This is a genomic window from Paenibacillus sp. NPDC057934 (genome assembly GCF_042887565.1).
Classification (GTDB): domain Bacteria; phylum Bacillota; class Bacilli; order Paenibacillales; family Paenibacillaceae; genus Paenibacillus_AQ.
In genome coordinates this window covers 230,104-244,812 of sequence record NZ_JBHVPB010000005.1, presented here as the reverse complement: position 1 = coordinate 244,812, position 14,709 = coordinate 230,104, and the positions used below count along the sequence as shown (strand labels likewise).

General features: G+C 47.4%; 13 protein-coding genes and 1 pseudogene. 5 read left to right on the top strand and 9 right to left on the bottom strand.

The genetic code is table 11. From position 1 onward, the window contains the following. Positions 1–157 precede the first annotated feature (157 nt). The gene (locus ACFVRY_RS13465) at positions 158–688 is read right to left on the bottom strand and encodes a hypothetical protein (RefSeq protein ID WP_387500690.1); all 531 of its coding nucleotides are present in this window, start codon (positions 686–688) and stop codon (positions 158–160) included. Between the two features lie 139 nt (positions 689–827). Here ACFVRY_RS13465 and ACFVRY_RS13460 point away from each other — a divergent pair, with 139 nt between their 5' ends. Both ACFVRY_RS13460 and ACFVRY_RS13455 read left to right on the top strand, forming a co-directional pair. Beyond that, positions 828–1,046 carry a hypothetical protein gene (locus ACFVRY_RS13460; protein WP_066363946.1) on the top strand — a complete coding sequence of 73 codons (219 nt, stop codon included), beginning with the start codon at positions 828–830 and terminating at the stop codon, positions 1,044–1,046. 64 nt (positions 1,047–1,110) lie between these two features. Then, positions 1,111–1,497, top strand: a pseudogene (locus tag ACFVRY_RS13455) (YfbM family protein); the annotation flags it as partial. A 205-nt stretch (positions 1,498–1,702) separates the two neighbouring features. On the opposite strand, the gene aldA reads toward ACFVRY_RS13455, so the two are convergent. Then, on the bottom strand, positions 1,703–3,148 hold the full coding sequence (gene aldA / locus ACFVRY_RS13450) for an aldehyde dehydrogenase (protein WP_387500689.1): 1,446 nt from the start codon (positions 3,146–3,148) through the stop codon (positions 1,703–1,705). A gap of 166 nt (positions 3,149–3,314) precedes the next feature. Here aldA and ACFVRY_RS13445 point away from each other — a divergent pair, with 166 nt between their 5' ends. The 3 genes from ACFVRY_RS13445 to ACFVRY_RS13435 are packed head-to-tail and all read left to right on the top strand — an operon-like array spanning position 3,315 to position 6,159. Then, a complete protein-coding gene (locus ACFVRY_RS13445; RefSeq protein WP_387500688.1) occupies positions 3,315–4,067 on the top strand; it encodes a (Fe-S)-binding protein in 753 nt (250 codons plus the stop codon). Then, positions 4,064–5,491 (top strand): LutB/LldF family L-lactate oxidation iron-sulfur protein, encoded by a 1,428-nt coding sequence (locus ACFVRY_RS13440; RefSeq protein ID WP_387500687.1) that lies wholly within the window; start codon positions 4,064–4,066, stop codon positions 5,489–5,491. Before ACFVRY_RS13445 ends, ACFVRY_RS13440 begins: the two co-directional genes overlap by 4 nt. Next, on the top strand, positions 5,488–6,159 hold the full coding sequence (locus tag ACFVRY_RS13435; RefSeq protein ID WP_387500686.1) for a LutC/YkgG family protein: 672 nt from the start codon (positions 5,488–5,490) through the stop codon (positions 6,157–6,159). Before ACFVRY_RS13440 ends, ACFVRY_RS13435 begins: the two co-directional genes overlap by 4 nt. Before the next feature lie 397 nt (positions 6,160–6,556). Here ACFVRY_RS13435 and ACFVRY_RS13430 read toward each other — a convergent pair whose 3' ends face one another. The 7 genes from ACFVRY_RS13430 to ACFVRY_RS13400 form a co-directional block, all read right to left on the bottom strand. Then, positions 6,557–7,189: a carbohydrate-binding family 9-like protein gene (locus ACFVRY_RS13430; RefSeq protein ID WP_387500685.1), complete on the bottom strand. Its 633-nt coding sequence runs from the start codon at positions 7,187–7,189 to the stop codon at positions 6,557–6,559. Positions 7,190–7,299: 110 nt separating this feature from the next. Continuing rightward, the gene (locus ACFVRY_RS13425; RefSeq protein WP_387500684.1) at positions 7,300–7,953 is read right to left on the bottom strand and encodes a restriction endonuclease; all 654 of its coding nucleotides are present in this window, start codon (positions 7,951–7,953) and stop codon (positions 7,300–7,302) included. 647 nt (positions 7,954–8,600) lie between these two features. Then, positions 8,601–9,269 carry a beta-phosphoglucomutase gene (gene pgmB / locus ACFVRY_RS13420; protein WP_387500683.1) on the bottom strand — a complete coding sequence of 223 codons (669 nt, stop codon included), beginning with the start codon at positions 9,267–9,269 and terminating at the stop codon, positions 8,601–8,603. Between the two features lie 51 nt (positions 9,270–9,320). After that, the gene (locus tag ACFVRY_RS13415) at positions 9,321–11,525 is read right to left on the bottom strand and encodes an alpha-L-rhamnosidase-related protein (RefSeq protein ID WP_387500682.1); all 2,205 of its coding nucleotides are present in this window, start codon (positions 11,523–11,525) and stop codon (positions 9,321–9,323) included. Positions 11,526–11,576: 51 nt separating this feature from the next. Next, positions 11,577–12,416 (bottom strand): carbohydrate ABC transporter permease, encoded by an 840-nt coding sequence (locus ACFVRY_RS13410; RefSeq protein WP_387500681.1) that lies wholly within the window; start codon positions 12,414–12,416, stop codon positions 11,577–11,579. Between the two features lie 16 nt (positions 12,417–12,432). Beyond that, a complete protein-coding gene (locus tag ACFVRY_RS13405) occupies positions 12,433–13,329 on the bottom strand; it encodes a carbohydrate ABC transporter permease (protein WP_387500680.1) in 897 nt (298 codons plus the stop codon). 62 nt (positions 13,330–13,391) lie between these two features. Beyond that, entirely contained in the window at positions 13,392–14,696 is a 1,305-nt protein-coding gene (locus ACFVRY_RS13400) for an ABC transporter substrate-binding protein (protein WP_387500679.1), read from the bottom strand. Positions 14,697–14,709: the final 13 nt, after the last annotated feature.

Below are 14,709 nucleotides of genomic sequence, written 5' to 3'. Positions count from 1 at the left end.
GCCCCCCATAGAATTTATAACTTGTCCGCACTCTGGCATGAACGTTTGGTCCATCCATTATGCCCATTGGAGAAATTGTAGCATACGTAACTGGACAGCTTTATGTCAGGTTAACCATGCCGCTTCAGGTACCATTCTTGGTTGACTTCGAATTGCTTCAATTCATAATCTCTTCAATAGAATCCATGTTCTGCTTGGCCCGCTGGTTCAGTCCCCGTTTATCCTTCAGCTTCAGCTGTGGCAGTTCATGGCCGGGGTCCACGATCAACGGCCCAGCGATAATCGCCTCAAGCAGTTCGGCAGCCGTCTTGCAGGCCTGCAGCAGAAGCTCTTGGGAGATTTCTTTTTTATGTAACCGGATGATCTCCAGTAAGCGTTCAACGAACAACAATCGGACCACGCTATCGGCACTCATCATATTGCGGGCGGCAAAAGAAACCACATTCTCGACGATTCTGCTCTCTTGATAATGCTTGGAGACTAAGCTCAGAGATGACACGGCTTCCCAATCCCGAATGGACAGTTCTCCGCTCAACTGCTCTACCATTTCCTTGAACCATAGCTGCTCTGTCGCGATATCCACGCCATAGGTTTTGTATTCCGCATACCGGCCACCCCGGTGCATATCTGGCAAGCTGCCACAGTATTCCATGAACAATGCTTTCGCGTTCTCTAGTTGATCGTTCAATGTACGTTCCCCTTCTCTTGCTGACATTTGTCTTCCAATATGTCCTACCTTATCACAAAGTGGCTCAACTCATGCTATTATAGTAGAACAAGCAGCACACGGTTTAGCCGAATTACCATTTCAACGGAGGAAGAACGTTATGCCACACACTTTGGTTAAAAATATTGATTTTTTCGTAGCCGCCCTATCCCAGACCTTTGTCTCCGCGTTGCAGCTCGACCCTGACGGAATGTATGCCCGGGTAGGCTTTGGACGGATTAACAAGTTCTCAGAAGGTTATGTCCGACTTGTCGGGTTCGACGGCTCCATCTCACACTATGACCGGGAAACGACCAAGTTCCAGCGGGACAAGGGATAACAGGACCTGATATTTTCTATTATTTTAAAAGAATACCGGTCAGCAGCAAGGTGACGATTATCCCGGGCTGGACATTGATAGATCCTGGGAGGCGCTTCACTACTTGCTGTGTGGAGATATTTCCGATGGATATCCCCCTCTTGGCTATGTTGTTCCGCTGATGTCAGGCAAAGGCATTGATTTTGGCTCATTCCGGGCATTTTCCTTACGCGCCGAGCAGGTTGCAGAAGCGCTTCAAGCTATGTCTGAGTTAGATGAAACGCAGCTCTGCTTGCGGTATGATTTCCCGGCCATGGTCAAGGAAGAGGTATATCCTCTTGAGCCTGACACTGTTTCAAACGAGGACAGGGACGAGCTCTTTGCCTACATGCTTCAGCATTTTAACGAAATCCGGCGTTTCTACAGCCAAACTGTAGCCGAGGGCAAAGGTCTCATCTTCTATATTTTCTGATTCCAATCGGGATCAACCGCAAGATGGCCGACAAGCGAATAAAACAGCGACAATCTAGGACTTTATTTTCTGCTAGCAATAAGATGAATAAAAGAAAGTAACAGTAAAATAAAATAGACCAGCCAGAAATTTCTGGCTGATCTAATAACACTGATAAGGCCCTTTCGGGCCGTATCGGTTACTTGCGTATCTTATTTTTAGCTGATCAGTTAATAGATTTGTCGTACTGCAGGTACACTACATGGGTCTGTAAATATTCGTTCAAGCCATGTTTGCCGTCCGCACCGCCGATGCCGGATTTCCGCCACCCTGCATGGAAGCCTTGCATCGCTTCAAAGTTCTCGCGGTTAATATAGGTTTCCCCGTATTTTAGACGCTTAATCACTTTCATAGCGACGTTTAGATTTTGAGTATATAGGGATGAGGTCAGTCCAAACTCACTGTCATTGGCCAGCGTAATCGCTTCATCCAGGTTAGCGAAAGAAATGATAGGAATAACCGGTCCGAAAATCTCCTCCTGCACGATTTCCATATCATTGGTAGCATCAGTAATGACGGTAGGCTCGAAAAAACTGCCGCTTCCCTCTACCTTACTACCACCCAAGGCGATCTTGGCGCCTTCTTCTACTGCGCGGTCCACTTTTTGCTGCACGGATTCTTGCGCCGCCTTGTTAATCAATGGCCCCATATGAATATCCTTGTCTTTCAGCGGATCACCATACTTCACTGCGCTCATCGCCTCAACCAGACGGAAAGTAAATTCGTCCTTGATCTTCTCATGGACATAGACCCTCTCCGCACAGTTACAGACCTGCCCTGTATTGATCACACGGGAGTCTACAATCGCCTTGACTGCCAAATCCAGATCAGCGTCATCCATAACAATGGCAGGGGCTTTACCGCCAAGCTCAAGACTCACCTTGATGATATTTTCAGCTGCCGCTTGCATTACTTTTTGTCCTGCTGGCACGCTGCCTGTTAGACTGACCATGCCCACTTTAGGGTTGCTGGCCAATTCATTACCGACTTCTCCGCCTTTACCGGTCACAAGGTTGAACACACCCTTAGGAAGACCGATGTGATCAACAATTTTGGCAAAAGCCACCGCGTTATTGGGAGATTCGGCACTAGGCTTGACGACAATCGTATTGCCGGTGATCAACGCCGGTGCCATTTTTCTAGCAATAAGAAAGAAAGGGAAATTCCATGGCAGAATGCCTGTTGTTACCCCAATCGCTCTTTTAAAAACAAAAATATTCTCATTATCACGATCACTCTGAACAATTTCTCCTTCATAGCGACGTGCCCATTCTGCCATATAATCCATATAATCTGCTGTAAAATTAACCTCTACCGTGGACAATTCCAAGGTTTTACCTACTTCTTCGGAGATCAGTCTGGCCAGGATATCAACCTCTGCCCGAATCCCATCGGCAATGGCATGAAGGTACTTTCCTCTGTCAACCGCAGGCGTCTCCTCCCAGGCTAACTGGGCTGCTTCCGCTGCGTTAATGGCACGCACCACATCATTCCTTGTAGCTTTGGGAACCTGTGAAATGACTTCATCTGTTGCTGGATTGGTTACATCCATCCACTCTTTGCCTTCTGATTCCACAAACTGGCCGTCGATATACATCAAATGCTTTTCCACTGACTCTCCCCCTCAAGGTAGATTATCCATTTTATCCTTTTTCAGTGTAAACGCTATCAATATTTATTGTCAACAAAGTTCACTTTTTTTATTTGTTTTTATGTTGTTTTTCATTGACTTCCTGAGTTAAGCTATTCACATCAAGGTTGCAATGGGAGGGATCGGCATGAAAGTCAGTATTTTTTCGACTTGTTTAGTGGACCTTATGACTCCGAATGTCGGAATAGCTATGGTTGAAGTTCTCGAAAGGCTGGGCTGTGAAATACATTATCCGGCTTCGCAAGTGTGCTGCGGTCAACCTACTTATAATAGCGGCTATCTTGAAGATTCCAAGCTTGCTATGAAGAACATGATGCTTGCCTTCGAAAACTCCGATTATGTCGTGGGTCCGTCCGGCTCCTGTATCGCTATGTTTCATGAATACCCGAAGATTTTCAAGGGTGATCCACACTGGGAATTGAAAGCGCTTGCCCTGAAAGAAAAATCATATGAGTTTACCCAATTCATCGTAAAGGTGCTTGGCGTTACCGATGTTGGTGCAAAGCTTAAAGGGACAGCCACCTACCACCGTTCCTGCCATATGACAAGACTGCTGGGTGAGAAGGAAACCCCCTATCAATTGCTTGGCAAGGTTAGGGGACTTCAACTGGAACCGCTCAAAAACAGCGATAATTGCTGCGGATTCGGTGGAACCTTTTCTGTTAAAATGCCTGAGATCTCCGAGCAAATGGTCGATGAAAAATGTGGTTGTGTCGTGGACACCGGAGCAGATATTCTGATCAGTGCAGATATGGGATGCCTTCTTAACATCGGTGGCCGGCTGTCACGTAAGGGAGAACCCGTGAAAATAATGCATATTGCAGAAGTGCTGAACCATCATCATGCTACTGCTGCTGTCAAAGGAGGACGGGAGAAATGAGCCTGCAAACAGATAAACGGGAATTCAGCGAACGGACTTCAGAAGGCCTCGGGAAGCACTTCATGAGAAGCGCGGTAAGTTCAGCCCAGGACAGCCTGAAGACCAGGCGTTTGTCAGCCGCCACCGCTCTTGGAGACTGGGAACAGTGGCGTTCCATCGGTCAGCAAATCCCTCAGCATACGCTGAAGAATCTGGATTATTACTTGGAGCAGTTGGCAGATAACGTAGAGAAAAAGGGCGGGCATGTCTATTTTGCCAAAACAAAAGAGGAAGCCAGCAGCTATATCCGGGACATCGTCATGCAAAAAAAGGCTAAAAAAATTGTCAAATCCAAATCGATGGTTACCGAAGAAATTGAAATGAACCGCGTCCTGATGGATGCCGGCTGCGAGCTGATTGAGACTGATCTAGGGGAATATATTCTGCAAATTGATGATTGGGACCCGCCTTCCCATATTGTGGCCCCTGCGTTGCATAAAGACCGGTCTCAAATTCAAAGGGTGTTCACAGAAAAGCTAGGCTATACAGGTGATGAAAATCCCGAGAATCTCGCCAGATTCGCCCGGACGGTGCTGCGGCAAAAGTTTCTGGAAGCAGATGTCGGGATCACGGGCTGCAACTTTGCCATCGCGAACCTGGGAGCCATTAATCTGGTTACCAATGAAGGCAACGGCGATCTTACAGCCGCCATACCAAAAACGCATATTGCTGTGATGGGGATGGAACGAATCGTTCCCACGCTTGAGGAAATGGAGATACTGGATAATCTGCTCTGTCGAAGTGCTGTAGGACAGAAATTAACCAGTTATATTACTGTAATGGGTCCCTCGGTAACCGGGGAGACGGATGGGCCCGAAGAGTTCCATTTAGTTGTAGTGGACAACGGCCGCTCCGAGATTCTGGGAAGCGAATTCAACGAAGCCCTGCAGTGTATCCGCTGTGGCGCTTGTCTTAATGTCTGCCCGGTCTACCGTCATATTGGCGGTCATGCCTACGGGTCTATTTATCCAGGTCCGATTGGAGCTGTAATCACCCCGCTGCTGGGCGGATACGGTGACTACAAAGAGCTTCCTTTTGCCTCCAGCTTGTGTGCAGCATGTACAGATGTGTGTCCGGTTAAAATCCCGCTTCATGAGCAGCTAATCTTGCACCGCCAGAAAATTGTGGAGGAAAAGAGAACCGGGAGTGCGGAAAGAATCCAGATGAAGACGGCAAGCCGTCTCCTGTCTTCTCAGACGTTGTTCGGCAAAGCTCTGCGGTTTGCGAATCCGGCAAGCCAGCTGCTGAGCAGGCATGGACGAATTATAAGAGGACCGGGACTAGTCCGCGGCTGGATCAACGCTCGTGACCTTAGTCAGCCGGTTAAGCAGCAAGATAGCTTCCGGACTTGGCTTGACCAACGCAAAGGCGGTGCTGAGCAATGACGATATCGGGCAAGGAGTCTTTTCTAAATACAATCGCCGCCAAGCTTGGACGGGAACGTGTCTATAACGTACAGCGGCCTGATCTGCGACCGTTGATCCCCGACAGCTATGGCAGTTTAACAACTGACGATTTAGTAGAGATTCTTAAGGAGCAGTGCTATTTTATCCACACGCAGTTAATTGAATCGGCCCCAGAGATTTTGCAAACAACATTGGATGATCTAATTCGCGCGAATGGCGGAGGCGCTGTAATCACATCTGGAGATGACCGCTTCCTACATTACGGGCTAAGCTTCCCGAATTCGTTCGTCTGGAAAGAAGCCGCAGGACGGGAGGATAATCTCCTCCGCTCCGAAGCGGCCAATACGGCTATTGTTTTCGCTGACTATGCATTGGCCGAATCAGGTACAATTGTCGTAGAGAGCCGCCCCGATCAAGGCCGCTCCCTCCATTTTCTGCCTACCCACTATATCGCGATTATTGAAAAAGAAAGGCTCGTGTTTCGCTCCACTCAGGCAGCCGCAGATCTCAACCGGCGAATTGAAGCAGGTGAGCCTATGGGCTCAGCCATTAATTTCATCTCTGGGCCTTCCAATTCAGCCGATATTGAAATGCAGCTCGTTGTCGGGGTTCATGGTCCTTTGAGGGCCACTTATGTGCTTATATAGTGACTCATTGAATGCTCGTACGTGAAGGCGCTACGGGCTCGAAGGGTTCTTACGATCGCTGTTAAAGTCTGATTTCTGAATTGGAAAGGGATTAGCGGTTGAAATCAGACTTTAAAGGCGAACACTGCCGTTTCTCCAGAATCCCGTAGGGCCCTCCGCTGCTCCGCGTGAGCTTATATTCAACCCCTTGCCCCCAAATATCGGGACTCCAATTAGTTACACGCGCGTTGGAAAGTCCGAACTTAGCCTAATCGATGTTCTAGTAGAACACTTCATAATACAATCCAGCGTTATAAAAATCCCAGCACAGACGGTGCTTACAGCCACCTACACTACTCCCCACACAAAAAGAAACGGGTACCTTCCTCTTCAGGAAGGTACCCGTTGTTCTATAGCCCTATTCCAGTATCAATTCTCCAAAGCTCGTGCTCAGATGAAAATTTGGCGTAACGGAATCCATCTTGTTCCAGCAACCATAATGAGGAAGCTCTGCCTCATCCCCGCATTTGTAGAAGTTTCCACGCAGGACTTGCCCAGAACTGGCTGTGAAATCTGGGAATATTCCCGTCAGCCACTCAAAAGGAATAGAGAATTCCAGCTCCCAGCCGCTTTCTTCAGGATGTTGTTCCCTATTTGCATAAGAAGTCTGAATCTCAAAGAGCGCAGGCAGTGCACCCTCCAGATACTTCCGATCTCGTCCCTCGCCAAGCTGAAGCAGCAGCGTCCCTGCCGCATTCAGTTCAAAATTCAAATACCGGGCGTCGCTGCCGGGCAGCGGCTGTACGAAGAATTCGACACAGCTATCTGTATACACAGGCTCATTAGGTTGATAATAGCGAACCAGCGGATGCTCCTCATCTACCTTGAATTGAACGTACGGCCGCTCAGGGGTGTAATACGATCTGACTTCAACCTTAGGCGCATAGCCGTTATCCAGCCAAAGGTATTGTTCTACCGAAAGTGCCGGAACTTCGGACCAGTCTTTGCGTGCAGCGCTTGCGGTAATCTGATATGAACGACGGTTTGCCATGAAATAATCGCCTCTTTTCAAATGTGATACGGAGCTTAATACTCTTATTTCTCGACTTCATTTTATTGTTATGTATGTGGCATGTTCCCCATCCCGGACAATATTGAATTCTATTCTCCCATTACTTTGTTAATATGTTTCTCAGCCTTATAATCCTTACGAATTTCATGCAGCTCAGTGCTATTAGCCTCACTCCAAGATTCTAGTATCATTCGCGGCTCCGCTTCGATCATGTTTCGAGCCTCTCTTAGATCATCTCTTTTGAAGGCTTCGATCATATTTACCAAATCTGAACGATCCAGGAGCTTTACATGATTAATCCCCGCCAGCGTCTCGCACGGTTCTGTAAACCTAGAGCTAGTAATTACGATAGCCTTTTTAGCTTTATAATACCTCATACTAGAATAGACCTCTTGGACAGCACTGACACCCACAGTATGATCTACAGAATAGCGTTTTGCCTGGACAACATTTCTGATTCCAAGACGATCTGTGAAAATTACATCAGCTCCAAAATCACGGCTTCCTAAGGTTTTATAAACACCCGTATATCCTAACTCTAAAAAAAGCCTGTAGAGGTACATTTCAAATCCCGTTCCGTCCTCCATCTTATCAATATCAGCAATAGTAACTGACTTTAAATCCGTTACTTTTTCTATGATAAATGGTTTGGATTTGCGCTTGTTGGGGCTGATAAATTTGAACAAGAGAAGTCCCAATAATAATAATACGGCAATGATCACGACTATTAAAATTCCTTGCAAAATAAAACCTCCAATTTTAAAAATAATATATGGAACGCATTAATGACTATACTAAAGTGTAATTAAAGGCATTTTTGTACCTAAAATACTCTGCAGCTACCGGTTAGTGGGAATTAACGACAATATTGTACATTAAATATTCCATAATAGGAATTTTAGCTCAATTTTCAGAAAATAAGATACAAAAATGACCTTAATTTACCTATTTCCCCATATTAAAGCGAAATAAGGTGCGAAAATGCTCTTAATCGGGGAAGTGAACCATTTTTTTACTTTTTATACGACAGGGACTTTAATTAAATTATAGGGAACAGAAAATTCACCTTCTAGAGAGTAATCTTCAACAGAATTCAACAAAATAACGCCTAATTTCTGTTTGATATTTAATTTCACTTATATAGCTAATCACTATAATAGTTCTAGCAAGCCATATCTTGTAGAACATTAGAAGAATAACTCTATTAGTATAATACTATATTTTCCTTATTCTTCTCAGCTTAATAAGGATTATTTGTAAAATAATACATGAGTCTTCTCCTACTTTTTAAACCACAAAAAAACCAGCAAGTCCCAAAGGACTCGCTGGCTTATATCAATTCTCCCGCCACACAGGATCATACGAACGCTGGTAGCTTGCGGATTATGCCTTAACCTTCCAGCACCTTGTTCAGGAACGCCAGGTTCAGACCTGTCGTATCCGGAAGCACTACATCGGCTCCAGCCGCTTCAAGGCTTTCACGCTCGCCGATACCAACGGCCTTCATGCCAGCTGATTTAATGGCTTCAACACCTGCTGTAGCATCCTCAACGCCGATACAAAACTCAGGATTCGCGCCAACCTTCTCTGCTCCAGCCAGGAACAAATCTGGTGCAGGCTTACCATGCTGTACGGAATCCGGTGGTACCACGTACTGGAAGAAGCTATCCAGCTCAAGGGAACTCAGGATTTGCGGCGCGTTTTTGCTCGCCGAAGCGATAACAGCCGGAATGCCTTGCTCTTTTAGCTCTTTCAGCAGCTCAGCAATGCCAGGATAAGTATCCGCTGGCGTAAGATCTACCAGCAGGGAGACGTAATGTTCGTTCTTCTGATGGGCCAGCTCGGCCTTTTGTTCAGGCGTGAAGGAATTTTCCTTACCGCCCAGACGCAGAATCCGCTCCAGGGATTCGCCGCGGCTGATGCCCTTAAGGGTCTCGTTGAATTCACGCTCGAATGGAATCCCGATGGATTCTCCAAGCTTTTTCCACGCTACGTAATGGTATTCTGCAGTATCAGTAATGACACCATCCAGGTCAAAAATAACAGCTTCCAGTTTCATTATTCTCCATCTCCCAGCTCTATGTTCTTTTCTCTTTATATAGGTTATAGGTTAGTTTGCGGATAGTTCAAGTTTAATATGTTTCTCACTGCTAGTTACGGTCTCGCCGTTCCAATCTACTGTTACTTTCCAGCCCGCCTCATTATGGATGACCGCCTTCAGCGTTCCATCGTTTTGGGTCAGAGTAAGATCGAATTCTGCATCCGCCACTACGAAATGTTCGAGCGAGCAAGCTTTGCCGTTCCAGGCAGCAGGCAGCTGTGGTTTGATTGTCAATTCTTGATTAGCAGCAAAAGGCTCTACGCCGAAGAAATGACGTATAAACGGTACCGCAATAGCATAAATGGTCCAAGCCTGCACTACACAACCGTAATCTGGTGACATTTCGGAGAAAGAACCCGGCATTACGCGTGAGAAGCTGCGTTTCATCCGGTTCAACAGATCCAGTGCTGCGTCCGGATTGCCGTTGGCAACTTCCGCTACTGCGTGCACACCTGTTGAAATCGTCATTGTTCCCTGTTGATACATTCCAGACAAGTACGTGCCGTATTCTCCAATGAAGGTATCATTCCGCATGTTGTCCAGCGCCCGGCGAGCTTTATCAGGCTCAGCGATGCCAGCTTCCATCGGGGTCACAATAACCCAGTTCTTGTTCAGCAACCAACCACGGTCAGCAGATGCATCCTCACCGGAGGCAGCCAAGAGTCCGTCTACATATTCACGGTAGTCGTTAATCCCTTGTCCTTCTGCCAAGGAGACCATGTAGTCTACTTTTGGCGCAACATCAGCAGCTGGAGCGACAGCATCGGCGTACAAGCCTTCTTCTTCTTGCCAGAAGTACTTGTTCACGGCATCTACGCAGCGTTGGGCCAGTTCACTATATCTGTTCTGCGCTTCGCTATCTTGCAAATACCCGCTCATTTCAGTCATAGCCCGCAGCGCCTGTGCTGTATACACTGCACTGTCGATCAGTTCCATGTTCAATCCGGCAATTTCGATGATGCCGTATCCAGAAGGGAACAGATCGCCATCAGGGTCCATTTCGCCCAGTAGCCAGTCGATACCCTTGACACAATAATCGTAGTGGCGGCGAAGCAGTTCTTCGTCCCCGGTCCAGCGGAACAGATCCCATACGAATGCAATGTAATGAGCTGTTTCTTGTGTATTCCCCTTGTTCGATACCGCTCCAAGCGTCGTCACTTCGTGAATAAAACGACCATTGCCGTTAACTTCTTCTGACTTCTGAAGCAACAGGTTCAGTGTGTCCTTGGCTAGCTGTGGATCACCAATCGCTAGTACCCCTTGCAAGGAATAAGTATTATCACAACCGAACCACCATGGATACGTCGGTCCACCCGCAGTCAGGGCGCGTCCGATGCCATCCACCTTTTGGATCAGCCATTGGTTGTTCCATTTTGCCCAAGTAAAAGCTTCATTCCATTCGGTTTCGCCTTCAATGGTCAGCTTCGCCCGATCTGCAATCGCATTATATACCTCACGCTTCTCAGCCAGCAGACCTGCATAATGAGCCGATAGATGACGATAAGTCTCCTCAACCTCTTCACGGGAAGTATGGGACCCAGCGACAAACAGATTGAAACGACGATGCTCGCCTGGAGCAAGTCTCAGTTCCGTACGGAAAGCGATACCGCATCCTGCTCCGGCAGTAAACTCAGGTCCATACAGATCCGGACGAGTCTCAACTTGATCACCAGGAAGATCGGTACCAACCAGTGTGTACCATTCATGGCTGGAGTCCTTCACGAGCACTTCACGCGGGTTAAGCACGGTCGCTTCGTCCGCAGTACCATCATGAATACCAACCTCATCCGAGTACCACACCGGGCGCAGATCGGTACGGAACAGAAGTTCCACCTGAAGCTGCAATTCTTCATCACCGTAGTGTTTAATTTCATAAGCAGCCGTCATCCCTTTTACATGCTCAGGAGCAAACTGTGTACGCTCCATGGATACCGGGATGTAGCTCAGGCCATGATCATATTGGAACCGGCTGCCCCAAGGTTCGCTTGTGAAGCCATCCGCACGGGACCAGACGGAAATATTCCGCTTCTTGTCCGTAAGCTTCAGCCAGAAGCCATCCAGCAGCTTGATCGGGTGCAGCCAGACGCCGCCCATCTCATTGGCAACATGGTGGCCGAAATCAGGAAAATAGCCGTCCTGCGTACCGCAGATTTTGACGTATTCTCCACCGTTATAGTATAGATTGAATGGATGCTTGCTAGTAGTTCTAGCCATTAAGGTACTCATCTCCTTATCTGTAGGTCATGCGATAACACTTTAGCCCCATTAGCCCTTCACGGCTGAGGAGATAGAAATGCCCTCGATGAAATATTTCTGTGCGATAAAGAACAAGATCAACGCCGGCAGCATGATGAGAATCGTCGCCGCCATGAGCATGTTCCATTCTACGTTGTACAAGCCCTTGAACATGGAAAGTCCCAGTGCGAGTGTATATTTCTCATTGGAGTTCAGATAAATCAACGGACCTTGGAAGTCATTCCATACGCCCATAAAGGTGAAGATGGATACGGCAACCAGCGGAGCTTTGGACAGCGGCATCATAATCCGGGTGAAAATCTGCCAGCGGTTGGCACCATCCACATAAGCCGATTCATCGAGCTCACGCGGAATTCCACGCATAAACTGACGTACAAGGAAGATATTAAATGCATTTTGACCGAAGAACGCCGGAAGGACCAGCGGCAAGAACGAGTTCGTGAGCCCTACTTGTTTGAACAACAGGAAGGTTGGAATCAAGGTTACTTGGCTCGGCAGCATCATTGTCGCAAGCAGTACGAGGAACAGCGTTCTTTTGCCACGGAAGTTAAACCGGGCGAAGCCATAAGCACTGATCGCCGATGTGAACACCGTACCGATCATAACTGGAATAAGGATAATAAGCGTATTGCCCAGGAATTTAAAAAACGGAATCGCCGTCACGGCATCCGCATAGTTGGACCATTGCCATTTAGTCGGCCAGAAAGCAGAACCGAACACTTCGGCCGGCGTCTTGAGTGATGTCGAAATCGTCCACAGCAGCGGAACTAGCACGATAGCAGAACCAGCGAGCAACAGTAACAGCGCAATCAGTTGGGACAGATTGAATCTAGGTTGTATTTTTTGCATCTTGGCTTCTCCTTCCTTAGTCTTTTTGATCATCGCCCTGATAGTGAACCCAGAAGGACGAGCTGCGGATGACCAATAGCGTGAATATCATAATGATCAGGAACAGAATCCAGGAGAGCGCGGACGCATAACCCATGTCAAATTCCATAAATGCTTTGTTATACAGGTAAAGATTATAGAAGAGGGTCGAGTTCAGTGGTCCACCATTCGTCATAACGAAAGCTTGGGTGAAATATTGGAACCCGCCGATAATCCCCATAATCAGGTTGAAAAATACAGTCGGCGTAATCATTGGCAACGTAATACTGAAGAATTTGCGGAACGGACCCGCACCATCCAGTTGACCCGCCTCGTACAAGTCCTCAGGTACCCCTTGCAGACCCGACAGATAGATGATAATTGTGTTACCCACGCCCCATAGACCCATTACGATCAGGGCGCCCAGCGCATAGCTAGGATCCTGCAGCCAAGCCGGACCTTGAATACCGAACCAAGCCAATGCCTTATTCAGAATCCCGTACTCCGGATTGAAGATCATCACCCACATCATGGAGGTAGCGACAGCAGGAATTACAGAAGGCATAAAGAAGATCAGACGGAAGAACTTCATTCCGCGTGAACGCATATTTAGAAGCAAGGCAATTAGAATCGATGCCACTTGGAAGAGAGGCACAGAGACGAGTGCGAAGATAAAGGTTACTTTTAAAGACTGATAGAACAATTCATCGTGAAAAATGGCTTTGAAATTATCGAATCCCACAAACTGAATCGACTCGACGCCGGTGATTACATCCCATTTGCTGAAGGATAGGATCAGCGAAAAGATCATCGGGCCAAGTGTGAAAATAACCAGTCCTAGCAGCCACGGTAGGATAAACCAATAGCCCGCGCGCTCCGATTTGGTATTATTCATGACGGCCTCCTTGATGGAAAGCAGGTGAAGCACCGTGATCAGTGCTCCACCCGCAAACTTATTTATTTGATTTTGGAATCAGCGTTTTTAGCCGCTTCGTCGAGTGCACTCTTCACATCCAGCTTACCTAGCAGGATTTTCTCAAGTGCCTGGGTGAAGGCCTCTTTGAAAATCGGGCCGTTAGCAGAACGCATGGTAACCGGTTTACGTGCAAAATTCATCATTTCGATAACCGGCTTGTCTTTCTCTTCAGTAGCTTTTACTTGATCCAGTTCAGCTACAGTAGCAGGAAGTACCAATCCGTTCTTGGAGCGCAGTTTCTGTGCGTCCGTTCCGGACAACCATTTCATCAATTCGAAAGCTTCCGCTTTATGCTTCGTCTTGGAGTTCATCGCCCAACCAGCAGCTGCGATAATGCCGGCACGTTCGCCGTCAGCACCCTTAGGAATCAGCGCGGAACCGTATTCTACGTTGGATTTATCCAGATCGGACTTGATCCAGCGACCCGTAACCATCATGGCCAATTTGTCGGTCATGAACATGGAGGAGTCACCACCCATGGTTTGTGTATCTTGTGGTGTAGGGGATACTCTTCCATCACCCTTGGACAACGCTACATATTTCTCCATCGCTTGAATCGTCTTCTCACTGTTCATGAAGCCTTCAGCTTTGGTGCCGTCTTCATTGGCAATATCAGTGCCATTAGTCCACAGGTAAGTGTAGATCGGATACTCCCAAGTGCCTGCGTTGAAACCAAATTGTGTGTATTTGCCGTTCTCTTGCTTGGTCAGCTTCTTCGCTGTAGCGAACATATCATCCCAAGTCCAGTCATCGCTTGGATAAGGAACGCCTGCTTCGTCAAAGATACGTTTGTTGTACCATAGTGCCAGTGGATTGAAATCCTTCGGCAGGTAGTAGAGCTTATCGTTGATGCGCTCCATGTCAATCAGGTCTTTCTGGTACATAGCAAGGTCAAATGTAGAATCCTTGGCGATATAATCGTCAAGCGGCTCTACTACACCTTTATCCACGTAAGAATAGAAGTCGCCTTCCCCAATCAGGAATACATCCGCTGCAGTACCACTTGCCAAAGAAGTTGTCAGCTTTGTTGCATAGCCATCGCCTGGAACTGGCTCGAATTTCACTTCGATATCAGGGTGTGCTGCATTGAATTCATCTGCCAGTTGTTGCTCAGAGGAACCGCTAGTTACGTCACCCCAAGTTGTAAAGGTAAGTTGTACCTTTTTACCCCCGGCATTGCCGGAGCTTGCGTTATTACCTGTGTTTGTGTTACCAGCAGAACAAGCCGAGAGCAACATAACGCCTGCAAGCACGCTGGCAACCTTCATGGATACTGTCTTTTTCATATAGAAAGACCTC